The organism is Arthrobacter sp. TJ-270, from assembly GCF_058269075.1.
Genome location: NZ_JBZCNB010000010.1, coordinates 46,454 through 71,028 on the forward strand (window position 1 = coordinate 46,454; position 24,575 = coordinate 71,028).

Below are 24,575 nucleotides of genomic sequence, written 5' to 3' on the forward strand. Positions count from 1 at the left end.
TTGCGTCAGATAAGTCCGAGGGCTTATCTGTTCCCCCTCATCGGAAGGAACATCCTCATCGTACAGCAGCGCATCTTCGCGCGCCCAGAACATTCAGAAACGGGCGCCCCGCGTGTCGCCTTGGTCAAAGATGACCCCGCGACCGTATTTGCAGCACTCGCGCCACTCCTGGCCGGGCAACCCCGCATCCGCATCTCCAAGGACGGAGGCCGGAGTTACCCCCTGCACAACGAGCGGGACCTGACCGATAAAGCACCTACTATGCCGGCAGCAGTACGCATCTTCGGCAAGGACGGGACCTGCCGAGCGCTCTTTTTCGACTTCGACTCATCCGTGGATGGCATCGACCGAGTGGACGCCGAGGTTCACCTCTTCACCAGCTGGCTGTACAAGCACAGCATCCGCTGGATCGCCGACCACTCCCCCAACGGCGGACGCCACATCTACGTACCGCTCGCTGAACGCCTACCCTTCCATGAGGCCCGTGAGCTTGTCGAAGCCATAGGCACCCGATACCGAAGCCTGGATAAGTCCCCCCACCAGAGTATCGACCGCGGATGCATGCGCACCCCTGGTGCCATACACAAGCGCGGCGGCTACCAGATACTCGATATGAGTCTTTCCATGGCCTACGACATCGCGCGCCGGCCCAACGCCGCTCGACTGATCCAGTCCCTCAGGAACGACCTTCAGGCGGAGATAGCCGGTGTGCGCGCGCTCCGGCTCGAACAGGCCTATGAGGGGCCCAAGGACGACGGAGCAAAGATCGACGGCCCGCACCACCGGATGTCACGTCGGATGCTCGACATCGCCACCAAGGGGATGTACGACACAGCACGCTACAGCTCGCCCTCTGAGGCGCGTCAGGCCGTCCTGGTTGCAGCGGCCGCCGCTGGGTTGTCCATGACGGACGTCGACCGGCGGATGAAGCAGGGGCTCTGGCCAGGGCTAGCGCAGTTCTTTGCCCGGTACGCCCCCTCTCACCGGTCGACGGCGCTCAAGCGCGACTGGGACAAAGCCATCGGGCACGTCAGAGCAAATCAGAAGCTCCACAAAGACGGTGAGAACAATGTCCGTAAATACCCCACAAGCCAGCCATATACACAGCGCCAGGGGTTACTGGGTTCTCCTACCGTTGGTTCCGATCACGAGCACAGATTCATCCGGACCTGGCGCAATGCCCTGGCTATCGCTGAAGTACGTTACCGAGGCAGTCGTCAGGGATTAGCACGCAGGATGGTCCTTCGCGCCTTGGGCGCCGCAGCACATATCACCGGCAGCAGGTTCATCGAGTTCGGTGTCCGCTCGATCGCTGTAGCCACCGGAATGGACCACACCACGGTGGCCGCCCATCTGAGGGCCCTCCGCCACGAACCGGAACCGCTCATCACCCAGGTCGTCGAAGCCAAGGGAACCCACGCCGATCAGTACATGCTCACGCTTCCGGCAGATCTTCAGAGCGCTGCAGAAGCGATGTCCTGGCGCGCCGGCAAACTCCACTCGCTCCGGCCAGCCTTCAGGGAGCTCGGGCTGCCATCTGCGTTCGTGTACGAGGCGCTCGAGCACTCCCCCACTCCCCTATCGACCACGCAGCTGGTGGAAGCAACGGCGCTGAGCCGGACAGCGGTCACCGAGGCGCTGGAGATCCTCGCCGCCTGGAAGCTGGTATCTCGGGGCGGTCCGGAAAATCGCGGCTGGTCGATCGACCCGTCCTGCAGTCTGGCCTGGCTTGCCGAGTACCTGGGCGTCATCGACAACGTCACAGCCCAGATCACTCGCTACCGGGAGGAACGTGCGGCCTGGCACTCCTGGCTTGCCGGACGCGCCATCGAAGGGCAACCACTCCTCTCCCCCGGCGACTCTTATCCCTGGCGTCTCGCTGAGCCTCCCCCAGATGATTGGGAGCTCTCGGAGATGGCGTTCCGGCTTACCGGATAAAACTACCGTTACTTCCGATACCACCATTGGTGACAACGGTGACATTGGTTCCGCTCCCCCAATATGCCTCCCCGCCGCGGCACCGCGCCTGGTGAGACCGGTGTAAAACTTCCATTACTTCTGAAGCTTCCGAAACTGGCATAGCTTCCACATGGAGCAACGGCACCATTGGAACCATTAGTTGAAATGGAAGTTTCGGCACCAACGGTCCCGTTACACCTATTTAAGGCTGCCACCGAAACGTCCATTACTTCCGAAGATCCTGATGAACGGCTCACGACCAACACCTGGTCAGCGAAACGCCACGCGCTGCACACGCCGGCCAAGCCCATCGCGGACAGGACGAGTCCAGCTTGGATTGCCGTCAGCCTCCGGCCGGCAGCTTCCCGAACCCTGGTGCCTACAGCGGCCCGGACCGAACACCTGCTCGAAGGGCGGTCTGGAGGAAGTAATGGTTCCATTGCTCACATTGGTAGTGGTTGTGAAAGGTAATGGAAGTTGCGGTAGCAATACTCCCGATACTGCCAAAGCTTCCGACGGTAGTAAGGGGAGTTATGGAAGTTATGGTGGCATAAGAAGTAAAGGGAGTGCAAGAAGTATCGGAAGTAATCTAGCCGACCTCCTCCTACTTCCAGAAGCAGAATGCGGGGCGCTGGACTCAGGTCAGCCCGGCAACGTGGTGTCGAATCGCTCCGGAAAGTAATGGAAGTTTTGCTTCCGTATGCAGGAGTCCCTGCGGAGAATGCAGGCGTAGAACCACACTGATAGCCGCAGTCTCGGGCGTTTTCAATAATGGAAGCGTTGCTGACGTTTCACTGTCTCCGGTCGGAGCGAGCCGCGGTAGTAATGGAAGTATCGGCACCGAAGAGACCGTTGGAAGCATTGGTTCCATTTCACGTCCCGCTAAACGTTACCAACGGTAGTAATGGAAGTAAAAAACATTGGTAGTAAGGCTTTCAATAGAACCAACGGGTACATAACATCCGTTACTACCAATACTTCCATTGGTAGTAACAGCACCATAGTTTCCAAAGCTACCGACGTGAGTAATGGAAGTTCGACTACCATTACTCCGTCGTCCCGCGTGGCGAGGAGTGGGAACGGCCGGTCGGCACTACTGTGAAGAAAAATCGGTCTTGCCGGCCCGGTTCGTCCCTGACCAGGACGCTTCCTGTCAGTCTCGGCTCGACCGCAGCGCGCGACTAGGGAAGGTACTGGCAGATGTCGGCGAGAATCATTGCAGTTTGCAACCAGAAGGGCGGGGTCGGTAAGACTACCGTCGTCACCGGGCTCGCCGAGTCGTTCTCCCAGAAGCTCGGCAAATCCGTTCTAGTGATCGACGCAGACCCTCAACGGAACACCACTTCGGCGATGGGCGTGACCGAGCCAGAGTTCACCCTGAATGACGTCCTCTATGGGGATCCGGACAACAACCAGAAGATTGCCCCTGGCGTAGCCGGGGACGCCATCATCTCGGCAGGCGAGGAATGGCAAGCCAGAGCGGACAGGGGAGAAGACTACCCCAAGATTGACCTCATAGCTTCAGAACGAAACCTGGCTTCGCGGGAGCGCGATTCCATGATGGCCCGCGAGCACCGTCTGCGCATCGCGCTGAAGGGAGTCGCCGACCAGTACGACATCGTGTTGATCGACTGCCCGCCCTCATTGGGCCTCCTCACCGTGAACGCGCTGACCGCCGCCAGCCATGCACTCCTGGTCACTGAACCCCGCGTCTCGTCAGTCGAAGGACTGTCGGAGATCGTGACAACCATTGCGGAGGTACAGGAGAACCTGAACGAGGACATCGATCTGGTGGGCGTCATCATCAACAAGGAGCGCAAGGGCCGGTCTGATCAGACCTACTGGATCAACAAAGTGCGCAGCGATTTCGGCGACCTCGTGCTGGATCCGCCGCTGCCCGACCGCGAAATCTTCGCCAGGTCTCAGGCAGCGTCCCAGCCCCTCAGGTCATTCGGATCGGCAGCGAACATCCTCCGGTCCGATCTTGAGCAGCTTGCACAGCTGATCTGGAAGGGGAGTGGGGAATGAGCCGCCCTGATCCTGCCCCCAGAAGGGGAGGGGAGGTGGACCCGCTGGCGAAGCTGCGCCCCAAAGGTATGAAGAAGGCACCCTCGCGCAGCGTTGTCGCAGAGATGGGTGCAGCTACCGAATCGCCACCGCTGACACCCACCCTCCACGCTGTGCCAAGTGCCAGGGATGAGCCGGAAGTTGTCGCTCAACCGCCGGCTGAACCGCCGGTTGAACCGGAGAGGCTGACGTATCAGCAGGCACAGCCCGAGCCGGCCGTTCCAGCAGCTGAGCCACGCAGGGCAGACGAGGAGCCGAGGGAGCCCGAGGTTGTGCAACAGTCCGCTGAGCCTGCTTCTGGGAGTGCTCAGAAGAAGCTGAAGAAGACTGGGTACTGGGAGCCGCCAGAGTTCGGTGAGCGCATGCGCGCTGCGTTCGTGGACACATCCGCGGCCGAGGGCCACGAATCCCTCTCGGCGTTCATTTGTTCAGTGCTAGAACGTGAAGTCGAACGTTTGGAGGAAAAGTACAACGGCGGGGAGCGGTACAGGAAGGGCGCACGGGGCGTACGCCGCGGGCGCCCCGTGGGCAGCTGACGCGGGCTGTTGCCCATTGCATCGACCACCAAGCGCGAGGAACTTGGTGGTTATCCAGCTCCATTTCCTCGTGTGCGGGCATGTCTGTACGCTCTTGCGCGGAAGAATATGATCACGTAGTTCCGGAGTCCCCATCACGGATGGGGACTCTTGCGCCACTGATTAGGACCTCACTGCGTTCAGGCTGACAGAAACCTGTTCTGTTTTGCTGCTGTCCTGCGGATTGTGTGTGCCTGCTCCGCAGCGTCAACCGGCTGGCGCCGGCTGCGGGCACACCGATCCTGTCCGGCGCTCCTGCCTCGCTTATTTCCTCCCAGGATTGGCGCACCCTTGCACCTACGGCGTTGAGCGCTGCTCCGTCAGGCACAGCTGCGCGTTGCTTCGCCAGCAGGCTAAACAACGACGGGGGAGAGGGGCGAACTGCTGGTACACCACAGCCCAGCTTCCCCACCTGCGAAACGGAGCACCCATCATGACTGTTCTGGAACAGATCAACCCGGCCACCCTGACCATCGACGCGAACGTCCGCACAGACGTCCAACTCGACAGAGCGTTCCTGGCCTCCATCAAAGAGCACGGCGTTATCCAGCCCGTCGTCGCCCACCGCACCGGGGACGGGGGAGTGCACGTCCTGTACGGGCAGCGGCGCACCCTGGCAGCCGTGGAAACGGCACAGCCCCTCATTCCCGTCTACGTGGTGGACAGCCTCACCGAAGCCGACCGGCTGGCCAAGCAGGTCGTGGAGAATGATCACCGGCAGGCCCTGACCGATCATGATCGGGCCGAAGCGTTCCACCAGCTCTCCCTACTCGGAGTCTCGGCAACCCAGATCGCCCGCAAGACCGGGGCGAAGAAAACAACCGTGGAAACCGCGCTGAAAGTCCGAGCCAACGACACCGCCACCAAAGCCCTCGCAGAAGGCTGGACCCTCGAGCAATCAGCGGCATTGGAAGAGTTCAGCGACGACGCCGACGCCCTAGCCTCCCTCCAGGAAGCCCTCAACGAGTACCCTGACCGGTTCGAGCACACCGTGCAGTACCTGCGCAATGAGCGCGAGACCGCCCGACTTCTGGCCGAAGCCACCGCCGAGCAGGTCAAGGCCGGCAAAACCGTGGTGGAAGCAGCCGGCTACCAGATGCCCGAGCACCAGTACCCCCACGCATTGCTTCGGCCCGACGGGAAACCGGCCACCGACGAGGACACGAACGCCGTGGTCCTCACCGTGACCTATCGCAACGACATCAACGTCCGGCCCGTCATCGCCAATTGGGAAGCCAAAGGCTTCACCCTGCAGGAGTACTACGGCGGTCCCAGCGGCACCCAGTCAGGGCCGATGACCGAGGAGCAGAAGGAAGAACGGCGCAGGGTCATCAAGAACAACAAGCTCTGGGACGCCGCGACCGAGGTGCGGCACCAGTGGCTCACCACCCTGCTCAGCCGGAAGAACCCGCCCAGGGACTGGGCGAAGTTCAGCGCCACCACGCTGGCCAGCTACGGTAACAGCGTCGCCAAAGCCACCGCGCAGAAGCAGGAACTCGCCGCAGGATTCGCCGGAGTGCCAGAGCCCGGATACCGCTCCTACAAGGAACTGACCGAGAAGAACACTACGAACCCTAACGTCGCCGTGCTGGCGATGATGCTCGCGGCCCATGAATCCGACCTCAGCCGGGACTCTTGGCGGCACCCTGGCACGCAGGCGGCCTACTACCTGTTTCAACTCCAGGACTGGGGGTACACCCTCAGTGAGGTCGAGGCCATCATCACCGACCACGTCATGGCCCGCGACGCACACACGGTCGAGGCACACGAGGCTCACGAGGAGCCGGGGGAGACGTTCGCGGGCGTCCACGCCGGTGAGGAAGAACTGATCGCGGAGGAAGACCACTACTCCGAAGCGGGATAGGAGGCAGGAAAGGTTGCTGGGCTTCCTCTACGGGCCCAGCAACCTCGCCTGAGCCCTTCACTTCGCCTGCTGCTGGACGTGTGCTGGGGCACGCACAGCCTCAGCGGATGCTTTCACCGGCGGCGAGAGCCCACCCGAACCTAGGAAACGGACCTCACTGCGCTCGGGCAGGCGCAATTAGGCCTGTGCCCGATTGCCGGGCAAATGTGGTCATGTACTGCAGGTTCCGCGGGGAGAACCCCTTCATGTCCGGGAACTCAGAATGTAGATCCCCGGCAAGTCGGCTGCTTGCTGCCCTACGGGAGGTCAGAATCCTCGGATCAACAACCGAGCTTCAGTTTCTGGTTGCGGATCCACTTCCACGTACTCCGCGTCGAGCTCCGGGCCGTGGATCGTGGGCGGGCCATTAGCCGGTTGCGCGCCCAGCTGCTGGAGTACTTCCCCGCACTTGAGCAGGCCTTTGACTAGAGCCGGTCCGAAGCCGCCCTGATGCTATTGACCAGATACCGGACGCCGGAAGCCCTACACAGGGCCCCGGGAATCGGCTCCTCACCATTGCCTAGACTGGACCGGTGACAGGAACCGGGGCGGCGCTGACGTACACGACGATCGCCGGGCGCCACCGGCACGAGATCGAGGTGCGGCGGTCGCGTTTCATTGCCGTCCTTGAGCGGGTGGAATCGCAGGAGCAGGCCGACGCCCTCCTCGCCGCACTTCGCAGGGAGTTCCACGATGCGCGCCACCACTGCAGCGCCATCCTGATCGGAGCGAACCGCGAGGTCCAGCGCGCCAACGACGACGGCGAGCCCTCCGGAACGGCCGGCGCTCCAATGCTCGAGGCTCTGACGCGTCGAGAGACCGTCGACGGCCGGACGGACCTCAGTGATGTGGCAGCCGTGGTGGTGCGCTACTTCGGCGGGATCCTCCTCGGCGCCGGTGGCCTGGTACGCGCCTATTCAGGGTCGGTGTCGCAGGCCCTCGACACCGCCCGGTACGTCCAACGAGAACGGCGCCGGGTGTTCCAGGTTTCCGCACCGCACGCCACAGCAGGGCGTCTGGAGAACGACCTCCGCGGCGCCGGGCTGACCGTGCTCGGCACCACGTACCAGCCCAGCCAGGTGCTGGTCACCGTCGCCGTCGCGGACAGCAGCGCGGAACTCGAGGCTTTCCGGGACCGCCTGGCGGGCATGACAGCCGGTGCCGCCGATGCCGCGCACGTCGGTTGTGAGTGGGTGGATCGTGTCTGAATTCAGTCTCCACGCGCTTCGCCGCTGGCCCGACGCACAATTCCTGCTGCCGTTCCACGTTCTCGCGGACCAGGTGCAGCGGGATGTGTCCAGGGGCCCTCGACCATGACTTGGACGTCGTACTTGTCGAACGGGACTTGTAACTCCCCAGTGGCCCCTCGACATTAGATTCCTGCTGGGAGGCACGGACGTAGCTGGGCCAGCCGAACGTGCCAAGTGACCCGCACGCTACACAAGGGAACCGGACCTTCGCTGGCGCTCCGGGCTGTGCTTCCGGTGGCTCCTGGCGTCGCCCCCGGCAGGGTTCTTTGGGTTTTTGCTGCTGTCCTACGGATTATGCGTGCCCGCTCCACCGGTTCAACAGCTGCGCTGCTGCGGGCACACAAAGGTACGGACGGCGCTCCTTCGTCGCTTATTTCCTTCCCGGACTTTCTGTCCCCTTTGCCCCTTGCGGGGTTGACCCGGCTCCGTCGGGCACAAGCAAGCGAGCTTGCCAGCAGGCAAAAACAACGGGGGAGGGGCGAACTGCTGGCACACCACACGCCTCAAACCCACCTGCGACGAAGGAGCACCATCATGAGCAAGGAAACCATTTCAGCTACGTCCGCGGCCGATGTTCTGGCCTACGTCCCGCACGCCCTCGGCTTCACCCCTCAGGAGTCGTTCGTGTTCCTGACCATGACCGGTAAGCGCCTGGGCGCCACGCTGCGCATCGACGCACCACAGCACGGTGATCCGGCAGAGTTCGCCATGATGGTCCTCGGGTACCTGTCCCGCGACGCGGTCGCGGACGGAGTGCTGTTCATCGCCTACACCGACCAGCCCACCATCGAGGGGACCAAGCCGTTCAGCGACCACGCGCACGCCCTGGACAGCATGCTGGACGCGGCAGGCACGCCGATACGGGACAGCTGGCTCGTGGGCTCGGAGAGTTGGGTGACGTACTTCTGCGAAGACGCCGACTGCTGTTCTGCGCACCCGCTCGAGGAAATCACCGACAGTGCCCTCAGTGCCCGGCTCGTGTACGAGGGATCCAACCCCGGACGGGAAACCGTCGCGGACCCGGAGTTCACCGGAGACAAAACAATCCTCGACCGGGTCACTGACCTGATCGCTGGTTGGACCATCACCGACCACTGCGACTGGGCCGGACCGGTCATCGCCGAGAACCGGGCACTGTGGCAGGAAACCCTCGGCACAACACCGGCCAAGGACACCGCCATTCAACTTCTCGCCGCCCTGCACACTCCCGCAGTACGCGACCGGATCATCGCTGACACCATCAGCACCGACGATGACCCGGAAACTTTCGCTACCGTCCTGACCGGCCGCTATACCGGCGCACCGGACTGGGAACATGTCGACGCCACCCAGGAACTACTCATCGACCTGCTCCGCTTCACCCCACCCGAAGCGCGCGCGCCCCTGTTCGCGACCCTCGGCTGGATCCACTGGTACAAGGGCCGGTCCTCCATCGCCGCCCAGTACCTGACCAAGGCGCAGGACGCGGACCCGGATCACACGCTGTCCCAGCTGCTCACCCAGCTCGTGTACACCGGCACCCTGCCCGAATGCGTCAAACACCAGCACACCGCCTACCAGCGCTAATCCGGTAGGGGAGGGGCAGGGAGCCACACGGGTTCCCTGCCCCTAGCGGTGGTTTCAGGATGCGCGGCGGCGGCCTCCCCCGCTTCGCTCCGCCGGCCGCCGCAGTCAGCACGACACCCACACGCGCCACCTCAAACCCCCGTGACCGCGCCACCGGCCCCGGTACAGTAACCCCAAAGGAAAGCCAGTTTCAGGGGGTAACCAGATGACCAGCACCGACCTCGTCTACTCGACGCGGCAGGTCGCCTACGAGCGTTCCAGCGGGGCCGAGGAAGCCCTCACCACAGCCCTGCCGCTGGGTGCTGGTGTAAGTGGGCCGGTGAACCTCACCTGGGACCGGTCCGGCAGTGGACTTTGGCCTGACGCCTAACAGGCAGAGCTGCCGCACTCCCTAGCGCTGATGAACGATGATGATGCCCGCGAGTGGGGGCCGGCGACGTCCCGCGGGGAATGGACCCTCATGTACGTCCGGGGTCTCACCATCAGACAGATCGCCACACTGTGCCGGGTCGACTACGAAAAAGTCCGGCTCCACATCCGCTCCCGGGAACGGCGCGACCCGACCCTGCTCGGGCGCCGGCTGATTCTCCACGACCAGCCAGCACCGGCACCACCACAACCGGCGGCGCCGTACCGGGAACCCTGGGAGGACAAGTTCGCCCAACTGCAAAGTTTTGTCCGCCGTCGGCGGCGGTTCCCGCAGCAACTCTCCCCACACCCGGAGGAGAAGAACCTGCACCGGTGGCTCCGATACCAGCGCACCCGCTACACCGAAGGCCGCATGACCGAGGATCAGATCAAGCAGCTCGATACCCTCGGGCCCTGGCGTGGGACCATGCTCGGGGACCGGGAAACCCACTGGCGCACCGTCCACGCCCAGCTGCTGCAGTTCATCCAGGACACCGGGCGCATGCCCCACGGACAGAACGAGAACGCCACTCCGCTTGAAGCCACGCTCGATGTCTGGATCCAAACCCAGCGCGCCAAAGCCCGCGCCGGCAAACTCACACACGTCAGGCGGGACACCCTCGATGAGACCGTTCCGGGCTGGAACACCACGCGGGCCTCGCTGCGCTCAGGCTGACCCAGCTCACACGATTTTTGCTGCTGTCCTACGGATTGTGCGCCCCCGCTCCACAGCGTCAACCGGCCAATGGCCGGCACCACCGGCACAGCAATGATGTCCGGCGCTCCTGGCGTCGCTTATTTCCTCCCACATTCCAGCTGCCGGATGCTGCCCTACGGGTTGAGAACTGCTCCGTCTTAGGGCAAGCAAGCGAGCTTGCCAGCAGGCAAAAACAACGGGGGAGGAAGGGCACACCACAAATCCCCTGCAGTTTCAGCTGAGGACTCTGTTTTTCCAGGTGAGAACCCGTGAATATTGGGTTAGCAGTACAGCAGTTGACTCTTACTAAAACCGATACGAAACCAAGGACTGACGATGGCTACCTACACCGTGTACACCAAGCCAAACTGCCCCCTCTGCGTTGAGACCAAAGGCTACTTCGAACGAAAAGGCGTCGGTTTCCGCGAGGTCGACATCACCAAAGTCCCCGCAGCGTTCGAGTACATCACCAGCGACCCGGCAGACGGCGGACTCGGCTACTCCCAGGCACCCGTCGTCGTCAACGACGCAGACGACGAGGACCACTGGTCAGGGCACCGCATGGACAAACTCATCCAGGCAGCACGCAAAGCCGCCTAACCACCCAAACCCCAGCTCAGTTATCTAACCCGAGTTATTCAACGACACCACCACAACCAGCACGAGAGGGAAGTTGATCATCATGGCAGGCGAAACCACCATCACCGTTGTAGGGAACCTCACCGCGGACCCGGAGCTGCGCTTCACACCGTCGGGTTCGGCGGTAGCGAACTTCACCATCGCATCCACACCGCGCACCTTCGACCGGCAATCCAACGAATGGAAAGACGGCGAAACCCTCTTCCTGCGCTGCTCGCTGTGGCGAGAATCAGCTGAGAACGTCGCCGAAACCCTCACCAAGGGAACCCGCGTCATCGCCCAGGGCCGGCTGAAGTCCCGCTCCTACGACACCAAGGAAGGCGAAAAGCGCACCGTCACGGAACTCGACGTCGACGAAATCGGTCCGTCCCTGCGCTACGCCTCCGCCAAAATCAACCGCACCCAACGCAACACCAACAACAGCGACGGCGGGGGAGCACAGCGTAACCAGGGCGCACAGGCAGACCCCTGGGGAGCACCAGCGAATGCAGGTGCTGCTAACAGTGGTTGGGGCAATGCACCTGAAGCCACCGAACCACCGTTCTAAACCACTTCTACCGACCGCTGGGGGAGTGTCGGCGATAAGGCAGCGTTACGCTGGTCGCCGGCACTCCCAGCACCAACTGTAAGGAACACACGATGAGGGACACGCCCTACGCCGGCCCCAGCGATACCAACGACTTCGACGAGCTCAGTCAGGACGAGGCCGCGAAGCTCCTCAACTCCTACCGGCTGCTGGGGGATTGCTTTGAGCTCTCCGATGATGCGGACATGATGGGCCGCGGATGGCTCATCGAGGACTGGCGGGCACTGTTGGAAGGGCACCAGGAAAAACTCGAACGGGCCGAACGGGAGCTCATTGCAGCAGTGAAACTCGCCCGCAACCAGGGCGGTGACTGGCATGAGATCGGGGAAGCTCTGAACCTCACAGTTGAGGAAGCCCGGGCGCGGTTCGAAGAACCCGCCGACGAAGCGCCTGAGTGAATGAGTATCTGAGTAAATGAGTAAGCGGGAAGCCTGCCTCTTTCACCCCGTACTTCACCCAGGAAGATGCGGGCAGGGTCCGTGCGGGCGTTCCTTACGGCAGGTGCCGCGGAAGAGTATGTGTCCGTGTCAGACTTAATCGGGAAAGCGGTCCTGAAAGAAGTTCGCCGGCTGCAGCGCAAGTACAGCGGCGGCCACCGTACGAGCCGGTGCCGCCAGGTGCGCTCCGTACGGGTAGGCGGAACCTCGCCGAGGAGAAGCGCCGAACCGAATAGGTTTCCTTTTCGCAGGGAAAACAAGAAAGAAACGGGGTCGGAAGCTGTGTGGTGCAGCTCCCGGCCCCACCCTTATGTCCGATGACATTGAAGATTGAGGAGCATTTGATACATGGCCGCACAGGATCAATCCCGCTTCCTGACCATCAAGAGTGTTGCGGCCGAGCTGGCGACGAGTGAAACCCAGATCCGGGCCATCATCAACTCCGGTGATCTTCCTGCCATTCAGATTGGCGGCCGCGGGCAATGGCGCATCGAACGGTCCAAGCTCGAGGAATACATCGCGGATGCCTATACCCGCACAGCCGAAGCCCTTCAACGAGGAGTAAAGCTCACAGACGAAGGCGAAGACTCCCGTCACTGCTTCTTGTCGGGCGGGGCCGGTGTGACCGCGCTGCGCCACACCCAACCTTCGCGGTGAATCTTGATCGCCGGTTCGAAGAACCCGATACGGATCGCCGTGGCCGTCCACGCCGTCGCCTGGGCCTGCACCAGGTGCGCCTGTGAGGGGTAGCGGATCCACACGTGAACCCGCCGTGGAGGTTGGAACTCCCGGGCTGGATGGTGCTCCAGGTCGAGCTCGGCCTCGGTGAGCATTATCGGCTCCTCGCGCATCACGAAACGCTCAATCCAATCATCCAGAAGCCGGTCATAGTAGGCCCGGTATCGCTTGTTCTCGCCCATTCCTGACACCTCCGCCTCGTGCTCCACGCCGTCGGCTACCCAGCCTCCCCACAGGATTGATCAGTAGGCTGGGTATCAGCACATTGATTCCCCCATCGATGTGATCGAGTGAGATCAGGAGACTGGACCCTCACCGGTGTCGGCCCCCGTACGTTTTCCCCCATTCGTACGGTGGCCGGCACCACTTACTTAACCTAACGGGTCACTCCGTTTTAATTAGAACATGTGTTCTATCAGAAGGCTCCGACGTGCTTGCGAGTCAGGCAGCCGCACTGAGGTAAACCGCCACCGCCCTGCCGCACTGCTCACAGACTCAGCACCCAGCCAGAAGCAGCGGGGCGGAGGAGTGAGGTTTCAGGCGGTGAATTCTGCCCAGAGGGGGTAGTGGTCGGAGATCCGCCAGGACACCTCGTTTTTGGTCAGGCTGGTGAGGATGTGGGGCAGGAAGTCGATGTGCCCGGCGCGGCCGGTGTAGGTGAGGGTTTGGAGCATGCTGGTCCCGTCGGGTTCTGAGAACCAGGCGATCTGGTCGTAGAAGTGCCGGGTTTTGTCGTTGTCGAAGATGGTCCGCGGCACCGTGTCCAATTCCGTGGGTGGCCACAGCCCGGTGGACACGAACGCCTCATACAGGGGGTTCCCGATGCGGTCGAGGTTGAAATCTCCCAGGACGAGGAGGTTCTCGTTCCAGTCATCAGGGCGTTCGGCCCAATCCCGCATCCACTGGGCGAATGCGGTCAGTTCGGGTAGCCGGTCAGTGGCCCTGTCGCCCCAGAGCACGTGCACACTGGTCAGGACGAACCCGGCCGTGCCGCGGGTGAACCCTGCTGCGTACGGGGTGCGGGCGAACTGCGGGACCGGCCCGTCGGTTCCGGGTGGGAGGACGATCTCACCGACCAGGCCTGAGGCTTGGACCCGGGCCGTGTCGTACAGGTAGGTCAGGCGTTCCCCGTTACCGGCGGAGCCTTCGGTGACATCGGAGGTGATGAACCGCCACCCCGGGCCCAGCAGGGCCATCAGGTGGTGCAGGGCTGTGGTGTTCCGGCGGACTTCCTGCAGGGCCAGCACATCGAACCGGCTCGCGATCTCGGCGATGCACGCTATGGCATGGAGATCGCGTTTGGGTGAATCCCGGGGTCCCGCTGTCCACTTCTCGGTCAGATCCCCGAACGCACGGACGTTCCAGGTCCCGATCAGGAGGTTTGAATCATCCTTGACCGGCACGGTGGCATCCAGGGCCGCCAACAGCCGGGTGACGTCGTGGGTTACGGCCGCGGGAGGATCGCTCGTCATGGACCCCATCGAACCATACGGGCTGGGGGAGGGGAGGATCGCTCGTCATGGACCCCATCGAACCATACGGGCTGGGGGAGGGGACGGGGAGCTGGTGGTGGTGTGCGGTGGTCTATCCGCTGGTGGTGTCGTGTCCGGTCGCTGGTTCGAGCTGGTCGAAGGCCGCGGAGAGTTCATCCGCGCCGGGCAGGGCGTTGCGTTCGGCCGGCGGCAGGGACTCGTAGGTGTAAGTGGAGACGGCCATCGGTGAGTCCGAGCGTCCCAGGGCGTACCGGACGGTGTGTTCGTTCTTGGACCCGCAGATCAGAATGCCGACCGTCTCGTTGTGGGCGGGACGTTTGAGCTGGCCATCGACCAGGGCCACGTAGAAGTTCAGTTTCCCGGCGTACTCGGGCTGGAACTTGCCGGTCTTGAGCTCAATGACGAAATAGCGCAGTTGCTCGACGTGGAAGAACAACAGGTCAATGTAGAAGTCGTCGCCGCCGACGTCGAAGCGCACCTGCCGGCCCACGAACGCGAACCCGGGACCGAGCTCGCGCAGGGTGTCGACGATCCGGTCGGTTAGCGCCTGTTCCAGGTCCCGTTCGGCGACCTCGCCCGAGAGACCGAGGAACTCGAACGCGTACGGGTCCTTGGCCACCTGCTGGGCGAGTTCCGAGTCCGGGGAGGAGAGTTGCCGGGTAAAGTTTGACGGTGCCGCACCGGTACGTTCCATCGAGTTGTTCATGATCATGTTCAGCAGCACGTTGCGCGACCACCCATACTCAACGGCCGCCGACGTATACCAGGCACGCGCTGCGGGAGTCAGCGACTTGTCGATAATCGTGCGGATATGGCCCCACGGCAATTGCGCCACAGCCTGTGGCGCAATTGGACCTGCGCCCCATTGCCGGGCAAATGTCGTCATGTACTGCAGATTCCGCGGGGAGAACCCCTTCATATCCGGGAACTCAGCCCGTAAATCCGCGGCAAGTCGGCTGATGACCCTGCTTCCCCAGCCCTGCTGGTCCTGCCGGACCAGGACTTCCCTGCCGATCGACCAGTACAACTGAATCAACTCCGTGTTAACGTTGCGCTGCGCTTGGATGCGAGCCTCACGCACACGGCGCTTCAGCGCCTCGAGTGTCTGGCTGTAGCCGTCAGGGAGAACAACATCAGAGGGCGTCATAACCCTATTCTTCCGACGGCGTCCGCTTAGGAACGAATCCACGCCCTGGCCGACACGGACGGCCCATACAGGGTGTGGGTTCGAGCGGCACGCTCCATCGACCCATTCTTGCGCTGGAACTAGGCTGTGCATGCCCCCCGCTCGCACGAGGTGAGAGTCCAGGTTGTTGGTGACGTGGGGTGTGTGTGCAGGAGGCCAGAAGAGTAAGGACGTCCCCTGACTGCATAGCGATCCCTCACCGCTCAGAGTCGGCCGCCAGTCGCGTCCTTCCCAATGCAAAGCGCGCGCTTTGCAGACTATGTCTGGCGCTGCTGACAGGACCGGTGATGATGTGGCAGGATCAAAGCACTGTTAGGGCGTACCAACCTAGGGTCCGTAGCAGATTACTTATCGGTGGCTTTCCTAGGGGGCTGAGCAGCGTGGTAGGCCCGCGACCTAAATTGCTCGAGGTGACTAATGAAGGGGCCCTTCCGAAGCGAGATTGGAGCCCGAGGCCATCTTCAGCAAACTTCTTGCTCCACGGCGGCATCAGGCAATCACCTATTCCCTGCTGCAAATAGGATCTCCTATGACCACCGACCTTTTTCTGTTGTTTCCCCTAACTCTGTCCATCATCGGATGCTCAAAGCGATTGCTGCCCTTCGTCCTCTGCTTGATCGTGCTGGTCAGAACGGGAAGAACTAAGGGCTTTCGGGACGTAGCAGCAGTGTTCGGACCGGCCTCGGCTCGGTGAGGGGAGAAGCGACTCAGGTTCATCTGAAGAAGCGCGTGGCAAGTTTTACCACTGACGCAACGGAATATCTGCGGCTTCCGCGCGTCGTGAATGCCTTGATCCGGCGGCAACAACTCATGTTCATCGTCGCCGGACCCCGGGTGGGATCTCGTTCAGTGCTGGGAATGCGGCTGTAGAGTCTTGGCGACAGAAGGGGGGTGGGGGACAGAACAGTCTTGGAGTCGGTTGCCTCGGCAGTGTCGATTCCTCAACGGACACTTCTGTTGAGGAAGTTTGGCCGATGCGGGTCCAGTCCTCTTCCTCAAGGTCCCCATCCGTGTATCCCATCGGTTAGCAGCGTCGCTGACTCAAGGCCTGCCGATAGTGGTGCGTGGGAAGTTAGGCGCGGTCAATATCGTCAAGACCCGCACTACCTCGTTTCTAGTGACCGCTTATGCGGTGATCGCTACTCTCGAAACTGAGACGCGTAAGCCTAGATTCAGCAATTGCTGGCCATTCTGCATCAGGTTCAGCTTGCTGAAGAAGGGCAGCCAGTCCGTCCCTGACCGAGAGGAATTGGCGATCACCGCGTAGGAAACGGAGTACCGAGACCGGTCCACGGTGGATTTTCCGTCCGGAATCATGTCAAGCCAGACCTTCCTCTGCGGTTCTTCCGTTTCAGCTTCAACGACTTTCCGAAGCTCATCACGGAAGGTTCCATCAGCAAGAAAGGTCGTTGCCGACACTGCTCCTTGGGCAAAAAGATGGCTAAGGGTGGCCGATCGGGTCTTCCTCTTGATGTGTATGAACTCTCCGGTTGACGAAAGGACATCGCAGAGCTCGATCCCACTGGATGCCCCTCCTGGCCTCTTAATGCGCGCATCAAGCAGGAGAAGATCCGCCGGCGCTGAATCCGCCAAGCGTGCGTTGTATTTCGCCTCTATTTCTCCAGCCTTGGATTCAATCAGCGTCGTTGCGGTCGCCGGTAGCGCGGAGACAAATTGATCAACCTTCGCAACCAAGGAATCGCTCACGACGAACCAGCGGCCCTCAATCAACACATGCAGTTGAGACCTAAGGCGCTGCTCGGTCACTAGACACTGATATAGGTTCCATCGCGAGTCAAAATCGTTGGAACGGCTGAAGCGTACAGACACATGGCGGGACCGGAGCTTTTCAACCGTGATTTCTGATTTTCCGTCGCCCAAGCGGCCAAGGTAGTCATCCAGATCCAGGTCCTCGTACTCTTCCTTTCGTGTTCCCCCTATCCTGAACGCGTCGATATCCTCCCAGTCGATCGCTTCCGGCATCGCCATATGCGTGTTGGAGGTGTCACCAGCAATAAGTTGTTTCTCAAGCAGGCTATTGAGCTCCGATATGGACTCTGCATCCGTGACCAAGGCTAAGTGGTCGATCCATTCAAAGTTGGTCTTGTACGTGTCTTCTTGGAAGGCTAGAAAAAGCTCCTCGCAGAGCTTTGGTAAATCAGCGGGAAGGATGTCCACGTTTAGGACCAAGGCGTCTGAACCTGAAAGACGTTTAGCGAGGGTTTTGTCTCGGGGCTCGCCAGTAACGGCCCGCAGCATGTCACGTGATACGTCAACTCCGAATGTGGGCAGCTCAGAGCTCTTACTGGATTGTGTGTTCTTGGTTACGACCATGTCTTCAAACGTCTTGGTGTCGAGGCTACGGATATGGCGCGGATCAATACGATTGAGAGCGACTCTAAGCCCGAACTGGTGCTCGACCTTGGAAGGATTTATGAAGCTCCGACCGTAGCCGAAGGTAAGAGCGAAATGTCTGTCCTTGGCCTTCATAACCAGGAGACCAGAGGCGGATGACGTCTTCAGTGACTGAACCGGTGAGGAAAGAATCGGCTGAACGAATGAAACCCATGCGGGCGGGTCAGCTGGCCGGGATGAAAAAAAGAACTTCCCCTCCACGCCTGAGGCTGGGTCAAGCGTTCGCGACTGGGGGTTCTTATCTGGAACGATCGCGTCTTCTGGTTTCGAGACGTTGCGCAGTAGATAAATTGTCAGTCGGCTCGTTCCCACAAAATCCCCCATGATTTTTGGACAGAATAGCAGTTCGGCACCCCAAACGACTGACATGGCGTTTTTGCGCCGCCAGGGCGGGTAGTACGACGACTCAGCACCCGTCTGAAGGCTTCACTCTACGGTGGAATGCGAGCAGCGCAGGAAGCGGATTTGGACTCCCGCTGCCGCCGCCCCGCAAGCCGAACCTTCAGTGACACGTCGTGACGGGGAGGCTGGCCGGCACATCTGCGAGGGGTGCCGTTGTACGTAGAAGCAGCACGATAAAGTGCCCGCTAGGGGCGCCGCGAACGCTCCAGGCTAACCCTTGTGGCGGTGGCGGGCCCCGGGCACGCACCGGGGGCATAACAGGCCGTTATCGGCGTTCCTAGTCTTTGGCACGGAACGATGCAGTGAAGTAGCCGTCCCATTGCGGCTCGTATGCTCAGCCGTCTGATAGGCATCGGGTGCAGAGAGCCTCCCTTAAAGATTGCTTGCAAGGCGTGCAACGAGATCGAGCCATGCGGCGATCAACTCATCAGCGCCGAGCCGGGACGAGTAAATCAGTCGAGATTCCTTAGCCTTCCCCGGGCGGAGCGGGCATGGATTGCTTTAGGCCATCAGTAGTTCGGCATGAGGTCGATCCTAAAAACCCTCTCCAAGATGTTCTTTTCTTTCGAGGCATCGTATTCGACCACCTGCCACTCGCGTTCATCTTCCCAAAACAGCATCATGACGTTGCCGTAATCGGGATGAGAAGCCAGGTTCTTCACTACAGAGTCGCCTTGCTGGTCGTTGATGGCGTTCTTGGTCTCGACAAGCAAAATGCCATTACCTCGCTGACGGTTCTTCACGCCAACGACGAAATCAGGGTAGAACTGGTACTTGTTCGGGAGCGGGAGACTGACGGACTCTGGTCGTCGGACCGGGTTCCTGTGCCACCAGAGAACCGTCCCAGTCAGGTCGTCATCAAGTTCCTGGGCTAGCTGCAGTTCCCATGAATTAAGATCCCCCGGGAAGACCCCATAGATGTTGAGTCGAGCTCCAAGGAGTCTCTCCTCCGAGCCAAGTACTTCGGGCAGTGGTCCAGCATCCATCGAAACCATGTTTCTGGAGATGCTTTTCGCGACGGCACTCCGTAGAGCTGCGGGCCGCAATGCCAAGATCTTGTTCAACCCAGCGAGTCTTTTCTCTTCCGTTTCGAATCCGGAAATTCCTGCCCTTAGTACTTCCTTCGTGAACTGCTCGAGCAGAGCCGACTGAAGCCCCTTCATGTCGATTACTTGAAGCTCGTCAGCTGAGATGAGGATTGTTTGAGCGCGAGCATCAATTTCCTTCTGTGCCAACGCAGCATAGAAGTTTTCAGAAGTTCCAGCGGTCTGTGTGAAAAGGTCGTACTCTCGCTTGATGATCGCGGTGGATGACTTCATAGCCATCAGCAATGCGTCACCGTCGAACCGAAAGTTACTTACAGCGTCTTGCAGAATAGTTGGGCTGTCCATCGAACAGACAGCCTTCTTCAGTCGTGCTGGCACACCAAGGTCTTGACGTATTGGGTAGGACCAAGTCTTCTGTGCTGCTGGAGGGGGAGTGGGCACAGCGGATGCCTCTGTCGACAGGCCAAAGTGATCGAGGATGGCGCTTAACTCCTGCTGGGTCCCAGGGCGATCGGAGCTGGTAGTCGAGGAGCCGTCAGTAGATGCGGGGGCTTCGACTGGTTCTTCAGGTACCGGTTCTGGTTCAGAGCCCACCAATCTGCCTTGTTCGTCCAGATAGTGTGTTTGGCCGTGGGCTGTATTTGTCGTTGTGGGAGGGAGGTCTCCCACTGCCACGACAGCAACATTGGAAGTCACGGAGGCGAGCGAGGATTTCATTGCATTGATTCGGTCAGCCGCCGAGGTGAGGCCCGTTTGCGACTCGTTGTCTGAGAGGTAGACATAGCCAGAGTTCAGGCCGCTTGGGGGACTGGCGATGCTTTGCAATCGCCTGTCTATGCGCATAATCCTGCCGACGATTTGAACGCCAAAATCTTCATCGCGGCTACGCCGGAAGGAGACGAGTGTGAAGGCGCGAGGGGCGTCGAAGCCTGTGGCCACGGCTAGCTTGAAGATTAGCGCTTCTACCGACTCGTCGGCAGCTATGGAGGTGAGGTAGGGATCCGGTTCTTTGGCGGTATGTGAGCGAATTAACGTTGATTCGCCCTCGGTGCGGAATCCCAGTTCCTTCAGCCATGAAGTCGCCTCTTCGACGGCATTGGCGGTGTCGTCTACTTGGACCAGAAGAAGTGGAACGACGCCCAAGTTGTTCGTGGCAAGTATTTGCTTGATGCGGGTGTGCGTTTCAACGCCAGCTTGCAAGGCGGTTTTTTTGAAGTCCACGACCGCTGCAACATCAGTCGGTGCCTTGAAAACGATGGACTTGACTGATTCCTTGATGAGACCGGAGGCGACGGCGTCCTGCCTTGAGACGGAGATTCGGCGCAGATTGGCGATACCTGTTGCGGTGGCAAATGAGTCCACGTCTCTGTCTCGAGGAGTCGCTGTAGCCAGAATTGTCAGATCGGGGTCTAGAACCGAGGTGTAGAAGTTCAAAGCCTGAGTGTTGCTCTTGAACCCGTGGTGGGCTTCGTCGACGACTGCACCGATTGCAAATCCAAGTTCCCGGGCGGAAATCACGAGATCGTCCAAAGACGGCATGGTTTCCGTCTCTGTCCGTACTTTACGGCTCGCGGCGTTGGCCACCGCCACGCTTTGCCAGGTCGTGACGAAGATATCCCCTGAGGCGAGAGCCGATATGTCCCTGTCGGTTGATGGGTTTTTTATTCGAAGGGATGAGAATTCCTCCTGCATTGCAGCCACAGTTTGCTCGACGATCCCTGCGAACGGGGCAAACCAGAACCACAGAACCTTTGGAAGGGGTTCCATCGCGCTTAGCTTGCTGAGGTTTTGAACGATAGTCCCGGCCATGAGAGTTTTCCCGGCACCGGTCGGCGCCTCAAGAAGCACAGCTCCCGTGTCGGAGATGTAGGCAGCCCGGTTTTTCTGGAAGTTCTCTTCCGGTAGTTCCGAAAGCCCGACTAGGCAGTTCTTGAGGATCTGGGATGCGTTCTCTACGGCTTGTTGCTGAAATCCCCGCAGTGCCGTCCCGTACATCAGTGGTGACTCCATCAAAGAGCCTTCCCGAAACGTTCAATCAGTGCTTCGGGGATGCGTTCAAGTTGCAAGTGCTCATAAGTGCACCGTTGTGCAATCAGACCAGGCTGCCATGAATAAACGACACAAGGTTTCACCGACGTATCTAGTCTCTCTGTGAGCATCGTGAATGAGTCTTCAGTCAGCTGGGGGATATAGAGAATGTCATAGGCGAATGCATCGCCGGTGAAGCTTTGGACTGCCAGGTCAGGGTCGAACGCTGAAACAGCTCCGGCGTGTATTTCCTGCAGTGCCATCCACACTTGATCGTGGCGGAGGGACGTTAGGAGGGACTCGTGAGCAATCTTGTCAGTGCGCAAGTAGGCGAACTCGGCTTGGATGCCCTCGATTTGGACGTTGGCGTTCTTCCCGCGGTAGCTATACCCTTCGATGACCCTCTTCATTCGACGAGCTGTGACATCTCGACAGATATTTTTTTCCGGCTCTGTATCAGTGGCCTCAGTGGAGGAAACAAGGATGAAGGAGCGGTTTCCGCCATCATCTTCGTTGAGGCTGAGAACTGCGTGTCCTGTAGTTCCAGAGCCTGCAAAGAAGTCCAGCACGATGTCGTTGCCTGTAGCGATCGTCGATTGATTGACGAGTTCCTTGATTAGGCTCAAGGGCTTGGGATAGTCGAAATCCTTGTTTCCCATGATCTGGGACAGAACCTTGGTTCCCTCACTCGTGTAGCCGGAGGTCAGGTTTGTCGTTTCTTCAAGTTCAAGCTCCCGAACCTCTGACGCCTTCATCGACGCGGGTTTGATCCAGGTGGAGACCGGCTTCTCTGTGCTCCGAAGTTCACTGGCGAATCTCTTGAATCGCGGCTTTCCTAAGCCGATTTTCCGACCGACCCATTTTTCCAGCGGTTCGATGAAATTCAGCAGCTTCGCAGGAGCTTCGCCTGAAGTCACCTGCTGCTCAAGCAGTTCGAGGTTCTTGTAGAAACTCAGATTGGCAGGCACAGCGTCGCTAGCGACAGCTGCTTTGAGCTCATCCACCGTAGAGTAGGTGACCGTTTCCTCGACTTCGGGCCAGAGCACTCGTTTCTCGCGGATGAGCTGCTCCATTGTCTTCGTTCTTAGCGTTCTGGCCTCTGACCGTTCGGCAGTCGCAAAAGCCCACACTCTCTCAGGGTCCACTGGGTACCAGACGCCAGTTTCCGGATTCAATAGTGGATAGAAAGCTTCCGGACGCTGCTTCCACGTGTGGGCCTTGCCTAGATCACTGCTGACCCAGGGGCCGCGCGGATCATTGTCCGGATTGGCGTAGTCCTGCAGTGCCTTCCGGTCGCCGGCAAAAGTGAATCCAGGATTGGCGTAGCAGAGAACGTACTCATGATCGACGCTGAGGAACCTGTCCTTCGAAAGGTTGGCACCACTTCGGCGCTTCCATACGAAATTTGCCACCCTGCGCTCAGGAAACACTTGGTCCATGAGTAAGGCTAGGTGTGCGCTCTCGGCTTCGTCTATTGAGATGAATATCACTCCATCGTTAGCCAGGAGATCCCGCGCCAAGATGAGGCGCTGATACATGAATTCGAGCCACTTTGAGTGCCTGAACCCGTCATCTTTGCCAACATAGGAATCGTTGTAGATGAAGTCTTTGCTGCCGGTGTTGTACGGCGGATCGATGTAAATGCACTTGATGCGGCCTCTGTACGCAATGCGCAGGTGGCGGAGAGCGTCGAAGTTGTCTCCTTCAATCATCAGGTTCCTGTAGGGTCCGTACCCAACGGACAGCTCAGGCACTAGATCAACCGTTACGAAGTCATCATTGACGGCACGCTCGTGCTCCAGCTCATCTCTCTCCCAAACCAGCCCAAGCTTTCTCGAGGCGTCACGGCGGCGAAGAAGATTTATCAGCTCAGTCCTTGAAAGATGTTCATACTTCGCAGAGGGCAGTTCGACGTTCATGCCCCTAAGCGTATCCGCGTGCTCGAGGAATTCTTGGACGGACGCCTCTGCCTGTGCTGTTTCCCCCGCAGCACCCGCTTAGATGTGCTCGACCGTGAGTCTCTTCGTGTGGTGATGTGGCACGGCGCCGAGCCGGAACAAGGTTGGAGCGGCGGTGGATGTACGCAACACAAGCGTGAGACATGACACGAGCTGAGCGAGAACGAGCGCGTTGAAGTCCTTGCCCTTGACGCCTAACGGGGGGCGCTCGATTGCGGCGAAATGTAGTCCTGCCCGCCGTAGTGCACTTCGCTCATCTTCCAGGCGAAGGATCTTGTGATCCAAGCTAACGAGAACGTCGAAGGACTCGTCGGCGGCTGCGCGGAAAAGCTTTGGGTCGAGCGTTCCGCGCCAGTTTAGTGATTTTACGGAGTGGAATTCACTACTTCGAAAGGCCGATTCCAGTGAGGGCATGAGTCGGTACGAGACGCACTCGTCCAGGAGGAACTTCAAGCGGCAGACCCCCGATTGGTCGCCATGACTTCTGCATCGAAATCGACAGCGTCCTCAGCGGCCTCTCTGCCGACGTCCGGGTAGTAATAGCGGAGGTCCTCGAAGTCCTCTTCGTCAGGATGTTCGCCAAGAAATTGCGTCACAACGTCGTAGGGCACCCGGGTGCCGTCGATAGTTGGCCAGCCGCCGAGGCGTTCTCCGTTCACAGTTAAGCGCGGACGGGGATGTTCGAAGTCTGCAACCGTTTGATTCTGGAGGTTTTCGAAGGGGCGGAAGATATCCGCCAGAGTGAACGCTGACATTTGACCTTTGTGCCGGACGAGGTCAACTGTGTTGCCGGAAGCGTCAGTGACAGCGATTGTCCTACCGTCCGTCTCGAACCTGTATGCCGAGGGATGGTCTTCAAAGTTCAGTGAACGGAGGGTGCCGAAGGCTGTTCGGATGCTCTGGAGTGACGTGCGAGCTCGGAGGTACGCCATCGCGCGAAGCGCCGTGACGTCGCGGAAGGAATAGAGCGGTGGTCGACCGGAGCTCACTTCGGGGACGAGAAGGCTGGACTTTCGCCAAAGATACAACTGGTGCATCAAGGTGCCCGAGAGGGTGGCCGTGAGATCAGCTGGAAATGACACGTGCTCCCCCCAAGGATCAACTGGCCTTTGTTGGTCTAACGATCCCAGAGAAGGTTCGCGAAGTCATATAACCGCGCCGTGAAGGGCTTTGCGGTGGCATTGCTTCCCTGATGGAGACGCTAAAACAGTGCCCGCTGTGG

At 60.1% G+C, this 24,575-nt stretch carries 21 protein-coding genes and 1 pseudogene; 13 read left to right on the plus strand and 9 right to left on the minus strand.

Going from position 1 to position 24,575, the window contains the following annotated elements:
* Positions 1-120 precede the first annotated feature (120 nt).
* The 5 genes from AC4D2M_RS15665 (at position 121) to AC4D2M_RS15685 (ending at position 7,712) form a co-directional block, all read left to right on the plus strand.
* The gene (locus AC4D2M_RS15665) at positions 121-1,938 is read left to right on the plus strand and encodes a MarR family transcriptional regulator (protein ID WP_490892824.1); all 1,818 of its coding nucleotides are present in this window, start codon (positions 121-123) and stop codon (positions 1,936-1,938) included.
* Between the two features lie 1,221 nt (positions 1,939-3,159).
* Positions 3,160-3,987, plus strand: coding sequence for a ParA family protein (locus AC4D2M_RS15670; RefSeq protein ID WP_490892825.1), 828 nt, complete (start codon positions 3,160-3,162; stop codon positions 3,985-3,987).
* Entirely contained in the window at positions 3,984-4,562 is a 579-nt protein-coding gene (locus AC4D2M_RS15675; RefSeq protein ID WP_490892826.1) for a ParB family protein, read from the plus strand. Before AC4D2M_RS15670 ends, AC4D2M_RS15675 begins: the two co-directional genes overlap by 4 nt.
* 472 nt (positions 4,563-5,034) lie before the next feature.
* Positions 5,035-6,465 (plus strand): ParB/RepB/Spo0J family partition protein, encoded by a 1,431-nt coding sequence (locus AC4D2M_RS15680; RefSeq protein ID WP_490892827.1) that lies wholly within the window; start codon positions 5,035-5,037, stop codon positions 6,463-6,465.
* A 572-nt stretch (positions 6,466-7,037) separates the two neighbouring features.
* Positions 7,038-7,712, plus strand: a complete 675-nt coding sequence (locus AC4D2M_RS15685) for an IMPACT family protein (protein ID WP_490892828.1) — start codon at positions 7,038-7,040, stop codon at positions 7,710-7,712.
* A gap of 28 nt (positions 7,713-7,740) precedes the next feature.
* Here the strand turns inward: AC4D2M_RS15685 and AC4D2M_RS15690 are convergent.
* Positions 7,741-7,837 (minus strand): annotated as a pseudogene (locus AC4D2M_RS15690) (phosphomethylpyrimidine synthase ThiC); the annotation flags it as partial.
* Between the two features lie 451 nt (positions 7,838-8,288).
* On the opposite strand from AC4D2M_RS15690, the gene AC4D2M_RS15695 reads away from it, so the two are divergent.
* The 8 genes from AC4D2M_RS15695 to AC4D2M_RS15730 all read left to right on the plus strand — a co-directional run bounded on the left by AC4D2M_RS15695 (position 8,289) and on the right by AC4D2M_RS15730 (position 12,744).
* Entirely contained in the window at positions 8,289-9,320 is a 1,032-nt protein-coding gene (locus tag AC4D2M_RS15695) for a DUF4192 domain-containing protein (RefSeq protein WP_490892829.1), read from the plus strand.
* A gap of 205 nt (positions 9,321-9,525) precedes the next feature.
* On the plus strand, positions 9,526-9,690 hold the full coding sequence (locus AC4D2M_RS15700; RefSeq protein ID WP_490892830.1) for a hypothetical protein: 165 nt from the start codon (positions 9,526-9,528) through the stop codon (positions 9,688-9,690).
* 30 nt (positions 9,691-9,720) lie between these two features.
* Positions 9,721-10,404, plus strand: a complete 684-nt coding sequence (locus tag AC4D2M_RS15705; protein WP_490892831.1) for a helicase associated domain-containing protein — start codon at positions 9,721-9,723, stop codon at positions 10,402-10,404.
* Positions 10,405-10,761: 357 nt separating this feature from the next.
* Entirely contained in the window at positions 10,762-11,025 is a 264-nt protein-coding gene (locus tag AC4D2M_RS15710) for a glutaredoxin family protein (RefSeq protein WP_490892832.1), read from the plus strand.
* Between the two features lie 82 nt (positions 11,026-11,107).
* A complete protein-coding gene (locus AC4D2M_RS15715; protein WP_490892833.1) occupies positions 11,108-11,611 on the plus strand; it encodes a single-stranded DNA-binding protein in 504 nt (167 codons plus the stop codon).
* A 92-nt stretch (positions 11,612-11,703) separates the two neighbouring features.
* Positions 11,704-12,048, plus strand: a complete 345-nt coding sequence (locus tag AC4D2M_RS15720; RefSeq protein WP_490892834.1) for a hypothetical protein — start codon at positions 11,704-11,706, stop codon at positions 12,046-12,048.
* A 66-nt stretch (positions 12,049-12,114) separates the two neighbouring features.
* On the plus strand, positions 12,115-12,408 hold the full coding sequence (locus tag AC4D2M_RS15725; protein WP_490892835.1) for a ParB family protein: 294 nt from the start codon (positions 12,115-12,117) through the stop codon (positions 12,406-12,408).
* A gap of 27 nt (positions 12,409-12,435) precedes the next feature.
* Positions 12,436-12,744 carry a helix-turn-helix domain-containing protein gene (locus tag AC4D2M_RS15730; RefSeq protein ID WP_490892836.1) on the plus strand — a complete coding sequence of 103 codons (309 nt, stop codon included), beginning with the start codon at positions 12,436-12,438 and terminating at the stop codon, positions 12,742-12,744.
* Here the strand turns inward: AC4D2M_RS15730 and AC4D2M_RS15735 are convergent.
* The 8 genes from AC4D2M_RS15735 to AC4D2M_RS15770 all read right to left on the minus strand — a co-directional run bounded on the left by AC4D2M_RS15735 (position 12,681) and on the right by AC4D2M_RS15770 (position 24,108).
* Positions 12,681-13,007: a hypothetical protein gene (locus AC4D2M_RS15735; RefSeq protein WP_490892837.1), complete on the minus strand. Its 327-nt coding sequence runs from the start codon at positions 13,005-13,007 to the stop codon at positions 12,681-12,683. The genes AC4D2M_RS15730 and AC4D2M_RS15735 overlap by 64 nt on opposite strands.
* Before the next feature lie 354 nt (positions 13,008-13,361).
* On the minus strand, positions 13,362-14,297 hold the full coding sequence (locus AC4D2M_RS15740) for an endonuclease/exonuclease/phosphatase family protein (protein ID WP_490892838.1): 936 nt from the start codon (positions 14,295-14,297) through the stop codon (positions 13,362-13,364).
* Positions 14,298-14,409: 112 nt separating this feature from the next.
* Entirely contained in the window at positions 14,410-15,465 is a 1,056-nt protein-coding gene (locus AC4D2M_RS15745; protein ID WP_490892839.1) for a PDDEXK nuclease domain-containing protein, read from the minus strand.
* A 1,164-nt stretch (positions 15,466-16,629) separates the two neighbouring features.
* Positions 16,630-18,243: a DUF6119 family protein gene (locus AC4D2M_RS15750; RefSeq protein ID WP_490892840.1), complete on the minus strand. Its 1,614-nt coding sequence runs from the start codon at positions 18,241-18,243 to the stop codon at positions 16,630-16,632.
* A 587-nt stretch (positions 18,244-18,830) separates the two neighbouring features.
* The gene (locus AC4D2M_RS15755) at positions 18,831-21,377 is read right to left on the minus strand and encodes a DEAD/DEAH box helicase (RefSeq protein ID WP_490892841.1); all 2,547 of its coding nucleotides are present in this window, start codon (positions 21,375-21,377) and stop codon (positions 18,831-18,833) included.
* Positions 21,377-23,314: a site-specific DNA-methyltransferase gene (locus AC4D2M_RS15760; protein ID WP_490892842.1), complete on the minus strand. Its 1,938-nt coding sequence runs from the start codon at positions 23,312-23,314 to the stop codon at positions 21,377-21,379. Before AC4D2M_RS15760 ends, AC4D2M_RS15755 begins: the two co-directional genes overlap by 1 nt.
* 78 nt (positions 23,315-23,392) lie before the next feature.
* Positions 23,393-23,806: a PIN-like domain-containing protein gene (locus AC4D2M_RS15765; protein ID WP_490892843.1), complete on the minus strand. Its 414-nt coding sequence runs from the start codon at positions 23,804-23,806 to the stop codon at positions 23,393-23,395.
* The gene (locus tag AC4D2M_RS15770) at positions 23,803-24,108 is read right to left on the minus strand and encodes a DUF433 domain-containing protein (RefSeq protein ID WP_490892844.1); all 306 of its coding nucleotides are present in this window, start codon (positions 24,106-24,108) and stop codon (positions 23,803-23,805) included. The genes AC4D2M_RS15765 and AC4D2M_RS15770 overlap by 4 nt, the downstream gene beginning before the upstream one ends.
* Between the last annotated feature and the right edge of the window lie 467 nt (positions 24,109-24,575).

Excerpts from the sequence above, each read along its gene's own strand:
- AC4D2M_RS15710 (WP_490892832.1), top strand. The coding sequence starts at position 10,762 with ATGGCTACCTACACCGTGTACACCAAGCCAAACTGCCCCCTCTGCGTT.
- AC4D2M_RS15740 (WP_490892838.1), bottom strand. The coding sequence starts at position 14,297 with ATGACGAGCGATCCTCCCGCGGCCGTAACCCACGACGTCACCCGGCTG.
- AC4D2M_RS15725 (WP_490892835.1), top strand. The coding sequence starts at position 12,115 with ATGCGGGCAGGGTCCGTGCGGGCGTTCCTTACGGCAGGTGCCGCGGAA.
- AC4D2M_RS15670 (WP_490892825.1), top strand. The coding sequence starts at position 3,160 with ATGTCGGCGAGAATCATTGCAGTTTGCAACCAGAAGGGCGGGGTCGGT.
- AC4D2M_RS15770 (WP_490892844.1), bottom strand. The coding sequence starts at position 24,108 with ATGTCAGCGTTCACTCTGGCGGATATCTTCCGCCCCTTCGAAAACCTC.
- AC4D2M_RS15715 (WP_490892833.1), top strand. The coding sequence starts at position 11,108 with ATGGCAGGCGAAACCACCATCACCGTTGTAGGGAACCTCACCGCGGAC.
- AC4D2M_RS15680 (WP_490892827.1), top strand. The coding sequence starts at position 5,035 with ATGACTGTTCTGGAACAGATCAACCCGGCCACCCTGACCATCGACGCG.
- AC4D2M_RS15735 (WP_490892837.1), bottom strand. The coding sequence starts at position 13,007 with ATGGGCGAGAACAAGCGATACCGGGCCTACTATGACCGGCTTCTGGAT.
- AC4D2M_RS15730 (WP_490892836.1), top strand. The coding sequence starts at position 12,436 with ATGGCCGCACAGGATCAATCCCGCTTCCTGACCATCAAGAGTGTTGCG.
- AC4D2M_RS15750 (WP_490892840.1), bottom strand. The coding sequence starts at position 18,243 with ATGGGGGATTTTGTGGGAACGAGCCGACTGACAATTTATCTACTGCGC.
- AC4D2M_RS15720 (WP_490892834.1), top strand. The coding sequence starts at position 11,704 with ATGAGGGACACGCCCTACGCCGGCCCCAGCGATACCAACGACTTCGAC.
- AC4D2M_RS15695 (WP_490892829.1), top strand. The coding sequence starts at position 8,289 with ATGAGCAAGGAAACCATTTCAGCTACGTCCGCGGCCGATGTTCTGGCC.
- AC4D2M_RS15760 (WP_490892842.1), bottom strand. The coding sequence starts at position 23,314 with ATGAACGTCGAACTGCCCTCTGCGAAGTATGAACATCTTTCAAGGACT.
- AC4D2M_RS15705 (WP_490892831.1), top strand. The coding sequence starts at position 9,721 with ATGAACGATGATGATGCCCGCGAGTGGGGGCCGGCGACGTCCCGCGGG.
- AC4D2M_RS15700 (WP_490892830.1), top strand. The coding sequence starts at position 9,526 with ATGACCAGCACCGACCTCGTCTACTCGACGCGGCAGGTCGCCTACGAG.
- AC4D2M_RS15755 (WP_490892841.1), bottom strand. The coding sequence starts at position 21,377 with ATGGAGTCACCACTGATGTACGGGACGGCACTGCGGGGATTTCAGCAA.
- AC4D2M_RS15675 (WP_490892826.1), top strand. The coding sequence starts at position 3,984 with ATGAGCCGCCCTGATCCTGCCCCCAGAAGGGGAGGGGAGGTGGACCCG.
- AC4D2M_RS15745 (WP_490892839.1), bottom strand. The coding sequence starts at position 15,465 with ATGACGCCCTCTGATGTTGTTCTCCCTGACGGCTACAGCCAGACACTC.